The organism is Rhodococcus sp. P-2 (genome assembly GCF_016598535.1).
GTDB classification, from domain to species: Bacteria; Actinomycetota; Actinomycetes; order Mycobacteriales; family Mycobacteriaceae; genus Rhodococcus_F; species Rhodococcus_F baikonurensis.
On record NZ_CP066779.1, the window covers coordinates 1,456,782 to 1,472,826 of the forward strand.

Sequence of the window (16,045 nt, forward strand, 5' to 3'; positions counted from 1 at the left end):
GCTGTTCCGGCTCACTCACACCACGCGGCGGGCCTTCATGCCGGCGAAGATCGGGCCGACCTTCACCACGTCACCGAATGTGGGTGCGTGAAGCATCTGACCGTTGCCGACGTAGATCGCCACGTGGCCGGGGCCGCCTGCCTGCCAGTTGCCGAACAACAGGTCACCGGGCTGCGCCTGATCCAGCGGGATCTCGACGCCGACGCCCCACTGTGTCTCGGAGGTCCGCGGCAGCGTCACGCCGGTGGCCGCGTGGATCGCGTACGACGTCAGACCCGAGCAGTCGAACCCGCCCATCGACGGCCCGTTGATGTTTCCGCCGCCCCAGACGTAGGGCAATCCGAGAAACTTCAGACCGGCCTCGACGACACCGCCGACCGCGGCGGCGAGGTTGTTGTAGTCGAAGGGTGCGAGCATCAGGGCGAAAGAGTCCTGCAGAGATTTGATCTGAGCGACGAACGGAGCGGCGACCGCCTGCTCCGCGGGAACCTCGCCCGACTTGTCTGCCGGTACGCCGCCCGCTTCACGTACGGCGTCGGGTCCGACGTCGTAGGCAGCGAGCGCGAGGTCGACGGTATCGCCCTCGACCTCACCGGACTTCTGCCAGGACTGCGCTTGCTTGACGAGATCGCACAACCGGTAGCCGGTTGTCATCACCGGGTCGGCGACACCCAGGATGTCCATCTTCCCGTCGCCGTCGCCGTCCTTGCCGTAAGCGGTCCACGCCGCAGTGGTGAAACGGCCAGGCCCGCGCCCACCTTCCGGTGAGATGTCGGTATCGGGTCCGTACTTGAATCCGTTCTCGACCGAGTACAACGAGGCGATCACCGCAGGGGTGATCTCGGAGCACAGTGCGCCGGCCTTCTTGATCCACGGCGCGAACACCGCCACCGCTCCCACGGGCGCCAACGCCGCTCCCGGAAAGTTGGAGGGTACGGACGGCACGATTCCCTCAGGCGTGTCCTGAGTTCGTGCCGGTCCGTTCCAGGCTGCGAGTGTGACTGCAGCATTCGAAGACTCGTTCTTCTCGACTTGTGCGGGCGCTCCGAGAGTTCCACTCATCACGCCCAGTGCGGTGCCGATCGACACAGCGATCGCCAGGACACCGACTGCCATCCGAACCTCCGATAAACCTCTGAAAATCTACGTACGTGGTCGTACCCGAAACTTGTCGGTGCGAACATCTACTCTTTCGAACATGCATTCGACACTGCTCAGTCTCGCGACTCCTGTAACCAATGTCTCATTTATCTCGGTGGGCGTTACGCAAATGACTACAGACGCCAAGGCTTTTCTCAGGTTCGGCGTGCAAGCTGAGTGCATGAGCGACGATCGGCCACGACCCGCCCGGGGACGCACTACGGTGTATCGACCCGTTCGCCTCGCCCTCGCAGCCACGGCTGTGGCGGGAGCACTCGCAAGCGGCGGACTTTCTCTCGTTTCTTCTCCCACTGCCACGGCACTCGCGCCGGACACCTCGGCTTCTCACACCAAGAATCCCGCTGTGAAGCGGCCCGTCGTGGTCGCCGGATTCGGAACCCCGGACGCCGTCTCCAACGGTTCGTGAGCACGCCGCGCTCGGCCTCCGAGTGGCTCACCTGGGGCGTGCAGGCTCGGGTTGTCGTCACCGACCCTGAAGTCCTGCCCTCCGCTGCCAGCCTGGTTCGCGGTTACCTCACCGCTGCCGACGCCGCCACCAATCGAGATCGTGCCGACTCCGAGATTCGAACCTACGTCAGCGCCGCAAGCAACGTCGACGGCGTCGCCGTGACGCCCATGTTCGCGCACTTCCTCGAAGACGCGTTGGCTGTCGCACGGCTGACCGACGGCAAACTCACGCCAACGGCCGGCTCGGCAGACCCGCACTCCTGGTGGAAGATTCGCGTCGAGCACAACCGCGTGTACAGCCCGGACGACGTAGTCCTCGACCTCTCCGCGACCGCTCGTGCCAGTTCGGCGGATCACTGCGCGGCATCGACTGCCACGCTTCTCGGGTGCGGAGTGCTGGTCGGCCTCGGCGGCGACATCGCGGTTGCCGGTCCGGCGCCGGAAGACGGCTGGCAGATTCAGGTTCAAGACCTACCCGGCGATCCGACGTGCCAAGTAGCTCTCCCGTCCGACTGTGGGATCGCCACGGCCAGCACCGTCAAACCACTGCACCGCGAATCGACGGCGACGCCGATGTGGCGCACGGTGTCGGTGATTGCGTCCTCCTGCGCCCAGGCCGCCGCATTCAGTCGGGTTGCGGTCGGCATGAGCGGTTCGGCCATCGACTGGCTACATCAACTCGACGTACCCGCCAGGCTGGTCGACCAGGAGTACCGCGTAACGGTTCTGGGCGGCTGGCCTGACGAGTAAGTCGCGTCAGTTCTGCAAGCGCGTCAGTTCTGCAAGCGCACTGCGTAGCCGGCGCGGTCGAAGGCGGTGAGAAGTTCTGCCTTGTTGTCCGGACCACGCGTCTCGACGGTGAGGAAGACTTCCACTTCGTCGAGCGCGAGTTCGCCACCGGTACGGGAGTGGATGACGTCGACCACGCTGGCGCCGTTCGCCCGAACCACTTCGAGCAGCGACACCAGTGCGCCCGGCCGATCGTCGATGGTGATGTGAACGCCGAGGAACCGTCCGGCTGCCCGCAGTCCGTGGGAGATGACGTGTGTGAGCAGCAGCGGATCGATATTGCCGCCGGAAAGAACGGCGCACACCGGCCCGGTCAGTCCCAGCTCTTCCGGAGAGCACGTCATCAAGGCCGCAACGGCCGCGACGCCTGCCGGTTCGACGATCAGCTTGGCGCGTTCGAGGCACAACAGGAGCGCTTTGGACAACGCTTCCTCGCTGACCGTCACCACCGCGTCGACATGCGCGGCGACCTCGGCGAAGGGAACCTCGCCAGGGCAGCCCACGGCGATACCGTCTGCCATCGTGGACATCGACGCCAATGCGGTCGGCTTCCCGGCGGCCAACGACGCCGGCCAGGCCGCCGCGGTCTCGGCCTGCACTCCGACGATGCGCACCTGTGGGCGTACAGCTTTGACTGCGGCAGCCACGCCGGCGATCAACCCGCCGCCGCCGGTGGGGACGAGGATCGTGCCCACCTCGGGGAGCTGCTCCAGGATTTCGAGCCCCACCGTCCCCTGCCCCGCCACGACGTCCTCGTGGTCGAACGGGTGAACCAGGACAGCTCCGGTCCGGTCTGCGAATTCGCGAGCGGCGACGAGTGCTTCGTCGACAGTCGAACCGTGCAGGTGGACCTGAGCTCCATATGCCTTGGTGGCCACCAACTTCGGCAGCGGCGCCCCGGTCGGCATGAAGACCGTCGACTTGATTCCCAATTCTGTTGCAGACCAGGCAACTCCCTGCGCATGGTTGCCGGCGCTGGCCGCCACCACACCCGCCGCGCGTTCCTCCGCAGACAGGTTGGCGATGCGGTTGTAGGCGCCGCGAGGTTTGAAAGAGCCGGTGCGTTGCAGGTTTTCACATTTCAAGCTCACGGCGAAGCCGGTGGTTTCAGACAACACTCGCGAGGCGACCACCGGGGTACGGCGCATGACCGGGGCGAGAAGTTGCTGTGCAGCTTTGATCTGTTCGAGATTCACGCATGCCTCCAGAAAGTGCGCCTCCACACCCTCGTGAGGTGTGAAGGCGCACTGCAGGTTCGAAGTCGAATTACCGTAGAGCGAAGATCAGGACAGTGCTTGCTCGATGTCGCCGACCAGATCGGAGGCGTCCTCGATGCCGACTGACAGGCGAACCAGATCGTCGGGAACCTCGAGCGCGGAACCGGCCGTCGAGGCATGGGTCATCGCGCCGGGGAACTCGATGAGGGATTCGACGCCGCCGAGAGATTCTGCCAGCGTGAAGATCTCGGTGCGCGAGCACAGGTCGAGAGCTGCCGCCTTGCCACCCTTGAGACGCACGGAGATCATGCCGCCGAAGCGTCGCATCTGCTTGGCCGCGACCTTGTGCGACGGATGCGAAGCCAGTCCGGGGTAGATGACGCTGGCAACAGCGGGATGACCGTCGAGCAATTCGACGACCTTCTCCGCGTTGTCACTGTGACGCTCCATGCGCAGTGCCAGTGTCTTGATTCCGCGCAACGTCAGGAACGCGTCGAACGGGCCGGGAACGCCGCCGGATCCGTTCTGCAGGAAGGCAAACGCGGTGTCCAGTTCTTCGTCGTTGCAGACGAGAGCGCCACCGACCACGTCGGAGTGTCCGCCGATGTACTTGGTGGTGGAATGCAGCGCGATGTCGGCGCCGAGCTGCAGCGGCTGCTGCAGGTACGGCGACGCAAAGGTGTTGTCCACCACGATCTTTGCGTTGCCCTCGTGGGCGATCTCGGCGAGGAGCTCGATGTCACCGATGTTGAGCAGCGGGTTCGTGGGGGTCTCGACCCAGACCAGCTTGGTGTTGGACTTCATTGCCGCGCGCACCGCATCGACGTCGGACACCGGCGCCGGGGTGTACTCGATCCCCCACTGCGTGAAGACCTTGTCGATGAGGCGGAAGGTTCCGCCGTACGCGTCGTCGGGGATGACCAGGTGATCGCCCGGTCGAAGTACCGATCGGAGCAGGCAGTCGGTGGCCGCCATTCCCGAACTGAACGCTCGACCGTAGGTTCCGGATTCGAGCGCGGCGAGGTTCGCCTCGAGCGGGCGACGGGTCGGGTTGCCCGTCCGCGCGTACTCGAAGCCACTACGCATTCCACCGACGCCGTCCTGGGCGAAGGTGGAACTTGCGTAGATCGGCACGTTGACAGCACCGGTCAGCGGATCGGGTTCGTAACCCGCATGCACTGCCTTAGTGGAGAAACCCTGCCAGCTGATGTTGTCGGCCTTGCTGCGTTGCTCACTCATGATCCCCAGCCTAACGGCGCCGGCCCCGGCGCAGGAATCTGTACTCAGGAATCCGAACTCAGGAAACCCAGGAGATCGTGGCGCGTGATCACGCCGACCGGCTTGCCGTCGTCGACGACCATGAGTGCGTCGGTGTCACCGAGCGCCTTCGTGGCAGCCGAGACCGGCTCGCCGGACCCGATGAGCGGGAACGGCTTGCTCATGTGCTTCTCGACGGAATCCGCCAGGTGCGCACGGCCTTCGAAGACCGCGCTCAGCAGATCCCGCTCGGACACACTTCCGGCGACCTCGCCTGCCATGACCGGCGGTTCAGCACCGACGACAGGCATCTGGGACACGCCGTACTCGCGCAGGATCTCGATCGCGTCGCGCAGAGTCTCCGACGGGTGGGTGTGAACGAGGTCCGGCAACTCGCCCGACTTGCCGCGGAGAACGTCACCGACGGTGGGGACGTTCGCCTTGCCGTCGAGCGGGGTGCGTAGGAATCCGTACGACGCCATCCACTGATCGTTGAAGATCTTGGACAGGTAGCCGCGGCCACCGTCCGGGAGGAGGACGACGATCAGAGCGTCGGGGCCCTCGCGCTTGGCCACTTCGAGGGCAGCGACGACGGCCATGCCGCAGGAACCGCCGACCAGTAGCCCCTCTTCGCGGGCGAGGCGACGCGTCATCTCGAAGGAATCGGCATCCGAGACGGCGATGATCTCGTCCGGGATGGACGGGTCGTATGCCGACGGCCAGAAGTCTTCGCCGACGCCTTCGACCAGGTACGGGCGACCGGTGCCGCCGGAGTAGACGGAGCCTTCGGGGTCTGCGCCGATGACCTTGACCTTGCCGCCCGAAACTTCCTTGAGGTAGCGGCCGGTGCCGGTGATGGTGCCGCCGGTGCCGACGCCCGCGACGAAGTGCGTGATCTTGCCGTCGGTGTCGGCCCAGATCTCGGGACCGGTGGTCTCGTAGTGGCTCTCCGGTCCGCCCGGGTTGGAGTACTGGTTGGGCTTCCATGCGCCGGGGATCTCACGGGTGAGGCGGTCGGAGACGCTGTAGTAGCTGTTCGGGTTGTCCGGAGCGACGGCCGTGGGGCACACGACCACCTCGGCGCCGTAGGCACGCAGGACGTTGCGCTTGTCTTCGCTGACCTTGTCGGGGCAGACGAAAACACACTTGTATCCACGCTTCTGCGCCACGAGCGCCAAGCCGATTCCGGTGTTGCCCGACGTCGGTTCGACGATGGTGCCGCCCGGCTTCAGTTCACCCGAAGCCTCGGCTGCGTCGATCATCTTGACGGCGATGCGGTCCTTGGAGCTACCGCCAGGGTTGAGGTATTCGACCTTGGCTGCCACCGTGCCGAAGTTTTCGCCCGTGACGGACGTGAGCTTGACGAGTGGGGTGTTGCCGATGAGGTCGACGACGTGTTCCGCGATGCGCATTCGTCCATGTTCCCAGATGAAAGAAAACGGTGCGCGCGGACGTCGGGCGAAGGCGGTGCAATCCGGCTAGATTGGCAAGGGTGAGTCGAACCGGACTGAAAGCGTCGGTGGCCACGGTGGTGGCCGGATCGAGTGCAGGCACGCTCTCCTGGTTGGGCTACAACTATCTGATGTCGCAGGCGGGCGCGGCCCGCGGGGTGATCGGTCGCAATATCGCCAAACCACCCGAGGCCGACGGGGTGTACGCACCCGGCGCCGACAACCCGGAACTCTGGTGGCGGGCCGTGCCCTTCGATCTCCACCTGATGATCTTCGGCGATTCGTCTGCGGCCGGCGTCGGGGCGCTGACGGCGTCGGAAGTTCCGGGTGTGCAGGTCGCGAAACTGCTTGCGAGTGAGACCGGGAAGCGAATCCGCTTGAGCACCAAGGCCATCGGCGGCGCTACCTCACGTGGATTGAGCGGGCAGGTCGACGCCATGTTCGTCGCCGGCCCTCCCCCGGACGCTGCCGTGATCCTGATCGGCGCCAACGACGTCACCGCGAAGAACGCTATTCACGCTTCGGCAAAACGCCTCGGCGACGCCGTGCGACGCCTGCGCGAGAGCGGCGCCGTCGTTGTTGTCGGAACCTGCCCGGATCTGGGAGTGGTGACGGCGATCCCGCAACCGCTGCGCTCCGTGGTGCGTGAATGGGGTCATCGTCTCGCGATCGCCCAGGCGTCCGCGACCAGAAACGCCGGGGGTCATCCCGTTCCGCTGGCCGACCTGCTGGCCAAGGAATTCCTGGCCTCGCCCGACACGATGTTCTCGGCCGACCGTTTCCACCCGTCCGCGGCCGGCTACGAACTCGCGGCGAAGCAGATCGTCCCGGTCCTCGCGTCGGCCCTGGGTGAGTGGCAGGGTGGCCCGCTCCCTGAACTCCCCCACGTCTCTGAGGCGGCGCAAGCTCGCACCGTCGCGGCCCGACTGACGGCAGCGGCAACCCAGTGGAAAGCCTTCGCGAGACGCACCAAACCCGCAGTTCAGCGCCCCGACGTCAACTGAGTGAGACTGCGTGACCACCATCTGGGAGCGGCAACGTAAATTGTAAGTCGAAGCTGCATTCAACTTGCCCTGCTCGACGGCGTTTCACGCCGCCCACGAGCAGTACACAAAAGGAGTTTTCATGCCCGAGGCAGTAATCGTCTCAGCAGTACGGTCGCCCATCGGCCGCGCAATGAAGGGTTCGCTCAAGGACATCCGCCCGGATGACCTCGCAACTCAGATGGTTGCCGCCGCGTTGGCAAAGATCCCCGAACTCGACCCCACCGAGATCGACGACCTCATGCTCGGTTGCGGCCAGCCTGCCGGCCAGTCGGGCTTCAACATCGCCCGCGTCGTCGCCGTCCAGCTCGGCTACGACTTCCTCCCCGGCGTGACGGTCAACCGTTACTGTTCCTCCTCGCTGCAGACCACCCGCATGGCACTGCACGCCATTCGCGCAGGCGAGGGCGACGTCTTCATCTCCGCCGGCGTCGAGTCCGTCTCCAGCTTCATCACCGGCAACGCCGACGGCCTGCCGGGCACCAAGAACCCGCTCTTCGACGCAGCGCAGGCCCGTAGCGCCAAGCTCGCCGAGGGTGGAGTCGCTTGGACCGATCCTCGCGAAGAGGGCCTGATCCCCGACGTCTACCTGGGCATGGGCCAGACCGCGGAGAACGTCGCTTCGGCCACCGGCATCACCCGCGAAGACCAGGACCGCTGGGCAGTGCGCAGCCAGAACCGCGCCGAGGAAGCCATCGCTCGCGGCTTCTTCGAGCGTGAGATCACGCCCGTCACGCTCGCCGACGGCACCGTCGTCTCCAAGGACGACGGCCCCCGCGCCGGCACCACCTACGAGGGCATCAGCGGCCTCAAGCCCGTCTTCCGCCCCGACGGCACCGTCACCGCCGGCAATGCCTGCCCGCTCAACGACGGCGCAGCCGCACTGGTGATCATGTCCGACACCAAGGCGAAGGCACTCGGCCTGACCCCGCTCGCTCGCATCGTCTCCACCGGCGTCTCGGGCCTGTCTCCCGAGATCATGGGCCTCGGCCCGATCCAGGCCGTCAAGAACGCCCTGAAGATCGCCGGCAAGTCGATCTCCGACATCGACCTGTTCGAGATCAACGAGGCATTCGCAGTGCAGGTCCTCGGATCCGCTCGCGAACTGGGCATCGAAGAGGACAAGCTCAACATCTCCGGTGGCGCGATCGCACTGGGTCACCCCTTCGGTATGACCGGTGCCCGCATCACCAACACCCTGATCAACAACCTGCAGGAGCAGGACAAGACCTTCGGCGTCGAGACCATGTGTGTCGGCGGCGGACAGGGCATGGCAATGGTGATCGAGCGCCTCAGCTGATCCCCTGAGCACGTCGAAAGCGGCCGCCCGGCTTCTGCCGGGCGGCCGCTTTCGTGTAGTCGCGTTTCAGGTAGTCGTGAATTTCCGAGCAAAACTCCCCAACTCGCGAATCAACTCTCGCGCAGCGTCGTCCTCACGCTGCACGGCAGCGCGAGCTTCGTCTGCCCAACCGTGACGGAGCAGTCGTTTGGCGGCAAGCACTGCCGGTCCGATGTTGGCGGCAATCTGCTCGGCACTCGCGCGGGCGCGTGCCTGGACCTGGTCGGCCGGCACTGCGGCTGTCGCCAGTCCGTAGGCGGCTGCTTCGACGCCGCTGAGCCACCGCGCCGACAGGATCAACTCGGCGGCGCGCTGCGTTCCGATCACCTTGGGCAGCAACCAACTACTGGCAGCTTCAGGAGCGGTACCCAGCGAGGTGAACGGTGCCCGCAGACGTGCGTCCTCGGCAACGTAGACGACGTCGCAGTAAAGCAGCAAGGTCAGGCCGATACCGACGGCAGCGCCGTGCACCGCGGCAATCAAAGGCTTCGGGAACTCCACCAGCGCGACGATCAGCGGCGCGAATGCGTCGCCGAAGTCGGCGTTGTCGGTGCCTGGTTCGGCGAGTGCGCGTAGGTCGACGCCGCTGGAAAATGCCTTGCCTGAGCCCTCGACGATCACCACGGCCACGGCCTCGTTCGACGCCGCGTCGTCGAGCGCCTCGGTGAACGCTCGAAAACCGGCCGCATCGAAGGCGTTCAGGCGGCTCGGATTGTTGAAGGTCAGCGTTCGCACCGCTCCGGCGTCCGCCACCAGCACGGGTTCGGTGGTGTTTGTCGACATTCGCTCCCCTTCGATCCAAACCAAGCAGTTGCTAGGTATCCAAGCACCGTAATCGCCCACAGACGACAAAAGAAGGGCCCCTCGTGGGGCCCTTCTTTTTTATTACGGAACGACTCGAGAACTAGTCGTTGTTGAAGTAGCTCAGCAGACGCAGGATCTCGACGTACAGCCAGACCAGGGTGACTGTGAGACCGAATGCGACGCCCCAGGCTGCCTTCTCGGGCGCCTGTGCGCGGATCAGCTGATCAGCGGCGTCGAAGTCGAGCAGGAAGCTGAAGGCTGCGATACCGATGCAGACGAGACTGAAGATGATGGCGAGAGTTCCACCGTCACGCAGTCCCAGTCCACCGTCGACGAAGAAGCTGGCGACGAGGTTACCGAGGGCCAGAACGACAACGCCGATCAACGCGCCGATGATCATTCGTGTCAGACGCGGTGTCACCCGAATCGCGCCGGTCTTGTAAACCACGAGCATGCCGAAGAACACACCGAACGTTCCGAGGACCGCCTGAGCGATCAGTGCCGATCCGCCGACGCCACCGAATTGAATATCGGTGAACATGAACGACAGCGCACCGAGGAACAGACCCTCGGCGACGGCATACGCCAACACGATTGCCGGGTTGTCCATCTTGCGGCCGAACGTCGCGACCAGAACCAGAACGAGGCCGACGAGTCCGCCGCCGATGACCAGCGAGGCCGCGAGGTCGGCGTTGTTGTTGACCAGGAAGTACGACACCAGAGCCGAGATCGTCAGCACGCCGAGCGTGATGCCCGTCTTGGTGACCACGTCGTCGATCGTCATGGCCCGCGAGGTGGGACCGGTCTGGTACGGCTCGGCCGGAGCGTACTGCGGCTGACCGAACTGCTGGGTTGCCTGCGAGGCGCCCGCCGTCGCAGATCCGAACGAGGCGTATCCGTTGCCCTCTTGCTTGGGCAGATTGCGGAACACCGGGTTGCTGGTGGTGCGCACCGTGATCATCCCTTCATCGTGGTGGCCAGCGACGGGTGCGTCGCGGGTTCGCCGTACGGATCCGAGTTTCCGACACGGTCCGTGTACCTAACTAAAAGTAAAGCACTCGTAATTTACAACGTCGAAGCGTCGGTTGTAGTTCCCGGCGCATTTCCGGAAGATCAACACTCTTCGATACTAGGACGGTTTGACCGACTTCATCACGATGAACTTCGCGTTCTTCGCCATCGCCTCGCTCGGACCCACCGCGGCTTTCAGCGGTTCGCGATACCCCAGATGCGCGTTGTGAACAGTCCACAACTCGCCACCGGGACGCAGGACACGGCCGGCAGCTTCGAACATCTTGAGCGCTCCACCGGTATGCACCGCCGCGCCGACGTGGAACGGCGGGTTCAACAGAACCAGATCCGCGCTCGCACTGGGCAACGAACTCACGGCGTCGTCGCGCAGGCCGCTCACTCGATCGCCGACGCCGTTTGCCGACGCGGTCGCCAGAGCCGAAGCGACGGCTGACGAGGACTGATCCGTTGCGATCACGTGCACGTCCGGGAACTTCCGCGCGATCGCTGCCGCGAGAATGCCGCTGCCACAACCCAGATCGATCACGTCACTCAGCGGATCGACCGCAATCTTTCCGAGGTTCTCCAGGAGCAACCGGGTGCCGATGTCCAGGCTCGCACCGGCAAACACGGCGCCGTGAGCAACGACGTCGAGGTCGAACTCGTCCAGGCGCTCGGCCATCGGGAACGTGACGACGACCTCGGCCTTCGGTTCCGACGCTTTGAGTACGCGGGACTTCTGACGCCCGCGCGAGGCGCTGACGTCGGAAAATGATTCGCCGAGAACCTTGTTCATCGCCGGGGTGATGTGCTTGTCACGCCCACCGGCGAAGACACGAACCGCCGGGTCGGCGTGGAGCGCGATCAGCTGAGCGATCTCGGCAAGTTCGGCGAGACTACGAGGCAATTGCATGAGCACGACGCGGGCACCGCTGAGCAACTCCTCGTCCAGCCGGTGCGAGGTGAAGGCGTCACTGAATCCGAGTTCGCGCGCATTGTTCGCGAGGGCCAACTCTCCGGTGAGCGGATCCTGGTGAACCCGCACGCCGGCGATTCCGTGAACGAGCGCAACACCGGCGGTCAGCGCACCGTAGTGATCGCCGATCACGACGACGGTGCCCGCCGGCGCTGCGGCCAGAGCGTCGGCGGCCTCGTCGAGGATCAGCCGATCAGCCGCGTCGACGGCAAAGAGATTGGGTGCCTCGACATCGGGAAATCGGCGCAGACGATCGAACAGTTCGGGTGTGTCGGACATGCCACCAGTCTTTCAGGTGGAACTGCGCAACACTCAATCCCCCGACCAGCAGGTGATCAGTTCGACAACCCCGTCAGTTCGTCATCCACTGCACGACGTTGCCGACGGTTTCGCGTTCGGTGCGGAATCCGTTCACCGGATGGTCGGTGTCGGGGTATCCGAACGAGATCGCGCACACGACCTTGCGAGTGTCGTCGATGCCGAAGTGCTCGTGAATGAACTTGGAACTGCCCGCGAGCGCCGCTTGCGGAATGGTCGCCACCCCCAGACTCTGGGCCGCGAGCAGGAAGCTGTTCACGTACAACCCACAGTCGACAGCGCCGTAGGTGCCCAAAGCCTCGTCGGTGGTGATGATCGCGACGTGAGGAGCGCCGAAGAGCTCGAAGTTCTTCATCGTCTGTGCCGCGGAGCCGGCGCGGTCACCGTGCTCGATTCCGACGCTCGAATACAGCGCCATGGCGCAGTCGAACCGACGCGCCTTGTAGATGCCCTGGTACGCGCGGGGGAACTCGAAGTCCGACTCCTGGGCGTTGGCCATCACGTATTCACCGAGTCCGGCACGGAAACGCTCGGTGCCCTCCCCTTCGGTGACCGCTACCTGCCACGGTTGCGTGTTGCACCACGACGGCGTCTTCTGCGCCAACCGAAGGATCTCCTCGATCACCTCGCGTGGCACCTGACGGTCCTCGTAGGCGCGGCAGCTGATCCGGGCATCGAGCAACGCTTCCAGGCTCGTGTCCACGACGATGCTCTCGGTCATCTGTTCTCTCCTCGATCAGGCTGCACTACAACACTTCGCACGATAGAACTATCGCCTCGGCGCGATGATCAGCGGGTCACCGTTGCGAAGGCCGACACCAGCTCACCGAACTCCTCCATCGCTGCATCGGGGTCGGGATCGACCGCTGCCAACGCGACCAGAACATCGGTGGCACCGGATTCGAGCAGCTGTTCGGCACCGAGCATCGTCGCCGGGAGGTCGATCGAACCGTCAGTCCCGCGAACGACGGTCAGTCGCCCACGAACCTGCAATTCCGCCGGATCGCGTCCGAGTTCCGCCATGGCCTTCCCGATGACGTCGATCCCTTCACGTAGGTCGTCGTCCGCGGCACCCATGATCGGAATCCAGCCGTCCCCCCAGGTTGCGACGCGTCGCACGACGGCCTTGGACAGAGAACCCGACACCCAGATCGGAATACCCGCGGACGGCCGGGGCGCGCAGTACACGTCGTCGAATTTCAGTCGAGGAGTGTCGATGCTCGCCGGCGCCGAACTCCACAGCGCCCGGCACACTGCGAGAGCGTCGTCGAGCAATGGTCCCCTTTTGCCGAAGTCCATACCGACCGCGTCGTATTCGCGTTCCTGCCAACCGGTTCCGACGCCCAGGTCGAGTCGGCCACCGGACAGCAGATCGAGTGTCGCGGCCGTCTTGGCCAGTAGCGCTCCCCCGCGCAGCGCCGCGATGACGATTCCGGTCCCCAGACGAATTGTCTTCGTCTGTCCGGCAACAAAAGCCAGGACGGTCAGCGGTTCGAGCCAGTTGGCGTCGGGCTCGGTGGGGAACGCCGACCACGTGTATGCCGAGTTGTCCGAGCCCATCACCACGTGATCGGTGACGAGGACCCGGTCGAAGCCGGCAGCTTCCGCACTTTGACAGACCTGCACGAGTTTCCCGTAGGAGTTCTCCGCGAGGGTCGTACCGAAATTGGGAACGTTCAGACTGAAAGTTGTCATGTGTCAAGCCTTTCGGGGCCGGTTGGTCCAGCCGCCTTCTTCGGTGGGAAACCAGCCTCCGGCAGCGTGCGAGCCGCCGTCGACGTGGATCACGGTTCCGGTGATGTATCTCGCCAGGTCGGACGCCAGGAACAGCGCGGGGCCGGCAATGTCGACGGGTTGGCCCGGTCCACCCAGCGGTGCCCACCCCGGCCACTTGTCCCAGTCGTCTGCAGAAACGATCGTGCGGTACGGCACCTGGACCGACTCGATCAGATCCGGAGCAATGGCGTTGACGCGCACTCCGGTTCGACCGATCTCCACACCAAGGCTTCTGGTGAACTGCGTCAGCGCGGCCTTGTATGCCGAGTACATGGTGTGGCCCGGGATCGCTCGATGCGCCTCCACCGTGGTCAGGTTCACGATCGATCCACCGGTTCCGCGATCGATCATGCCAGGAAGCAGGGCATGCGTCAGACGCACCACGTGATCGAAATTGATGTTGCCTGCCTCGGACCAGAAACCTGGATCCGTACCGGTGAACGCTGTCGGCGGGTTCAGGAAATGACCCACATTGTTCACCAGGACATCTGGTGCGAATTCGGTCAACGCGACGGGGACTTCCTGCGCCCGCACATCGTAGTCGAGATGGTTGATCGAACCACCTGCAGCGGAATCGAATTCGACGTCGCTCAGCGGAGCCACGTCGACGACCAGAACCGCGGCGCCGTGTGATGCGAATGCTCGAACTATCGCTGCCCCGATTCCCTGGGAGCCGCCGGTAACCACTGCCTTCTTACCCACCAACATCGGCCCTGGCGAGTACGCCGATCCGACCACCACGAAGTCACCCTTCTGCAGTTCGATGTGAATCACTTCGGCGTACCGTCACACATCTACTCGCAGAACGGGCACAACGTTCTCACTCAGTGGTAGCCGCTACACTTCGCCTGCCCGGGCCCCAGGACGCCGATGCAAGTAGGCCGGAATCTCGGCTGCCCGTATGGTACTCCCTCCAGATACCCTTGGATCACGTCACATCCACACTCGGTCACCATCGCCCGCTGCCTCTCGGTCTCCACACCCTCGGCGACGGTGTCCAACCCCAGAGACTTGGCGATCGCGATAACGGCCCGCAGGACAGCAAATCTCGAACTCGCGGGATCCGCATCCAGCGGAGCGACGAAGGCGCGGTCGATCTTCAACCGATCGAGCGGCAGCCGCGACAAGCTGGCAACCGAGGAGAATCCGGTCCCGAAGTCGTCCATCGCAATGGCGATTCCGAGCGCGGAGAGTTGCACCAGCACATCTCTGTCGGCGTCGTCGATGACAAGTGATTCGGTCACCTCGATCTCGAGCCGTTCGGGGGCGAGGTTCACTTCCTCGAGGGTCTGGCGCACCGATTCGACGTATCGACTCGAACGCAGTTGCACCTGAGAAACATTGACGGCGACCCGTATGTCCTCCGGCCACGATGTCGCCGCCGTGCATGCGGCCCGCAAAACGCCCGCACCGATCGGAACGATCAAGCCGGTTTCCTCCGCGACCGAGATGAAGTCTCCCGGCGAGACGAGACCTGAGGTCGGATGGTTCCACCGCAACAGAGCCTCGAATCCGACGACAACTCCCGTCCCGGCCGACACCTGCGGTTGATAGACCAACTCGAACTCCTCGTCGATCAGCGCACGACGAAGATCCAACAGGGCTCGCGCCCTACCGGTTGCCCGATCCCGCAAAGCCACGTCGAAGGCTCGGATCTGGTGCCGGCCGCTCTCCTTTGCGTGGTACAGCGCAAGATCGGCAACAATCATCAGTTCTTCGAGGTTCTCGGCATCGTCGGGCAGAGAGCCGTACCCCAAACTGGCGCGAATGCGTATCTGGTTGCCGACCAGCGCGAATGGTCGTTCGAACGCGTCGAGGATCGTCTGGAATCGATCTTTCACCTCATCTGTGTCCTCGATGTCATCGAAGGCGATGGCAAATTCGTCGCCGCCCAACCGGCCACAGATCTCGTTGGATCGCAGAACCCCGTGAATTCGGCTGGCAACATCTCGCAACACTTCGTCTCCGACGTGATGTCCCAACCGGTCGTTGATCGACTTGAAGTTGTCCAGATCCAGAATCGCCAACCACACTCGGCGCCCGTCCCGAAGCAGCGAAGAAACCTGGGCGTTGAAGCTGTACCGATTGCTGAGCCCGGTCAGCGAATCGACTTCCGCCAACCGCAGTATGTTCTGACGCTGGTGATAGGAGTGCGTGATGTCGGATCCCACACCGCGCCAGCCGTAGTCCGAACTCTCTCCGCTGCCGGGGTGACCCGACATCGACCACCATCGAGTATCGCCCCGCACGACAACCTGCATGGTGAGGTCCCGAAACGCCGTCCCGGCTTGAAAATTCGCAGCAAGGAGATCGAGGGACTTCCTGCCCTCGACTGTTCGGGATGCGCCGATTCCGATCAGGATCTCGTGCATGGTGCGGCCCCGGATCTGCGCTGCCGGCAAACCGACTTGTTCGGCGAATCGATACGACACGGTGCGGGCGACACCACGCGAGTC

General features: G+C 64.3%; 15 protein-coding genes. 4 read left to right on the top strand and 11 right to left on the bottom strand.

Translation table 11 applies throughout. The annotated features are described in order from the left end of the window. Nucleotides 1–15: 15 nt before the first annotated feature. On the bottom strand, nucleotides 16–1,116 hold the full coding sequence (locus tag I7X09_RS06860; protein WP_200316174.1) for a C40 family peptidase: 1,101 nt from the start codon (nucleotides 1,114–1,116) through the stop codon (nucleotides 16–18). 205 nt (nucleotides 1,117–1,321) lie between these two features. Here I7X09_RS06860 and I7X09_RS06865 point away from each other — a divergent pair, with 205 nt between their 5' ends. Both I7X09_RS06865 and I7X09_RS06870 read left to right on the top strand, forming a co-directional pair. Further along, nucleotides 1,322–1,567 carry a hypothetical protein gene (locus I7X09_RS06865; protein WP_206029765.1) on the top strand — a complete coding sequence of 82 codons (246 nt, stop codon included), beginning with the start codon at nucleotides 1,322–1,324 and terminating at the stop codon, nucleotides 1,565–1,567. Next, a complete protein-coding gene (locus I7X09_RS06870; RefSeq protein ID WP_095972177.1) occupies nucleotides 1,564–2,358 on the top strand; it encodes an FAD:protein FMN transferase in 795 nt (264 codons plus the stop codon). The genes I7X09_RS06865 and I7X09_RS06870 overlap by 4 nt, the downstream gene beginning before the upstream one ends. Nucleotides 2,359–2,381: 23 nt before the next feature. Here I7X09_RS06870 and ilvA read toward each other — a convergent pair whose 3' ends face one another. The 3 genes from ilvA to I7X09_RS06885 all read right to left on the bottom strand — a co-directional run bounded on the left by ilvA (nucleotide 2,382) and on the right by I7X09_RS06885 (nucleotide 6,283). Beyond that, the gene (ilvA, locus tag I7X09_RS06875) at nucleotides 2,382–3,545 is read right to left on the bottom strand and encodes a threonine ammonia-lyase (RefSeq protein WP_223257899.1); all 1,164 of its coding nucleotides are present in this window, start codon (nucleotides 3,543–3,545) and stop codon (nucleotides 2,382–2,384) included. 135 nt (nucleotides 3,546–3,680) lie between these two features. Next, nucleotides 3,681–4,853 (bottom strand): cystathionine gamma-synthase, encoded by a 1,173-nt coding sequence (locus tag I7X09_RS06880; protein ID WP_124567085.1) that lies wholly within the window; start codon nucleotides 4,851–4,853, stop codon nucleotides 3,681–3,683. 44 nt (nucleotides 4,854–4,897) lie between these two features. Further along, nucleotides 4,898–6,283 carry a cystathionine beta-synthase gene (locus I7X09_RS06885; protein ID WP_095972176.1) on the bottom strand — a complete coding sequence of 462 codons (1,386 nt, stop codon included), beginning with the start codon at nucleotides 6,281–6,283 and terminating at the stop codon, nucleotides 4,898–4,900. A 71-nt stretch (nucleotides 6,284–6,354) separates the two neighbouring features. Between I7X09_RS06885 and I7X09_RS06890 the strand changes: the two genes are divergently transcribed. Together I7X09_RS06890 and I7X09_RS06895 are read left to right on the top strand one after the other, a co-directional pair. Then, entirely contained in the window at nucleotides 6,355–7,326 is a 972-nt protein-coding gene (locus I7X09_RS06890; protein WP_442800586.1) for an SGNH/GDSL hydrolase family protein, read from the top strand. 121 nt (nucleotides 7,327–7,447) lie between these two features. Further along, nucleotides 7,448–8,665: an acetyl-CoA C-acetyltransferase gene (locus I7X09_RS06895; protein WP_047888881.1), complete on the top strand. Its 1,218-nt coding sequence runs from the start codon at nucleotides 7,448–7,450 to the stop codon at nucleotides 8,663–8,665. A 66-nt stretch (nucleotides 8,666–8,731) separates the two neighbouring features. Here I7X09_RS06895 and I7X09_RS06900 read toward each other — a convergent pair whose 3' ends face one another. The 7 genes from I7X09_RS06900 to I7X09_RS06930 form a co-directional block, all read right to left on the bottom strand. Continuing rightward, a complete protein-coding gene (locus I7X09_RS06900) occupies nucleotides 8,732–9,487 on the bottom strand; it encodes an enoyl-CoA hydratase/isomerase family protein (protein WP_200316176.1) in 756 nt (251 codons plus the stop codon). 121 nt (nucleotides 9,488–9,608) lie between these two features. Beyond that, nucleotides 9,609–10,460, bottom strand: coding sequence for a Bax inhibitor-1/YccA family protein (locus tag I7X09_RS06905; protein WP_200316178.1), 852 nt, complete (start codon nucleotides 10,458–10,460; stop codon nucleotides 9,609–9,611). 177 nt (nucleotides 10,461–10,637) lie between these two features. Next, nucleotides 10,638–11,774: a class I SAM-dependent methyltransferase gene (locus tag I7X09_RS06910; protein WP_200316180.1), complete on the bottom strand. Its 1,137-nt coding sequence runs from the start codon at nucleotides 11,772–11,774 to the stop codon at nucleotides 10,638–10,640. 73 nt (nucleotides 11,775–11,847) lie between these two features. Next, nucleotides 11,848–12,534, bottom strand: a complete 687-nt coding sequence (locus I7X09_RS06915) for a nitroreductase (RefSeq protein ID WP_200316182.1) — start codon at nucleotides 12,532–12,534, stop codon at nucleotides 11,848–11,850. 68 nt (nucleotides 12,535–12,602) lie between these two features. Further along, nucleotides 12,603–13,508 carry a TIGR03619 family F420-dependent LLM class oxidoreductase gene (locus tag I7X09_RS06920; protein WP_200316185.1) on the bottom strand — a complete coding sequence of 302 codons (906 nt, stop codon included), beginning with the start codon at nucleotides 13,506–13,508 and terminating at the stop codon, nucleotides 12,603–12,605. Between the two features lie 3 nt (nucleotides 13,509–13,511). Continuing rightward, a complete protein-coding gene (locus I7X09_RS06925; RefSeq protein ID WP_095972170.1) occupies nucleotides 13,512–14,363 on the bottom strand; it encodes an SDR family NAD(P)-dependent oxidoreductase in 852 nt (283 codons plus the stop codon). Between the two features lie 50 nt (nucleotides 14,364–14,413). Beyond that, entirely contained in the window at nucleotides 14,414–16,021 is a 1,608-nt protein-coding gene (locus I7X09_RS06930; RefSeq protein WP_234036822.1) for a putative bifunctional diguanylate cyclase/phosphodiesterase, read from the bottom strand. Between the last annotated feature and the right edge of the window lie 24 nt (nucleotides 16,022–16,045).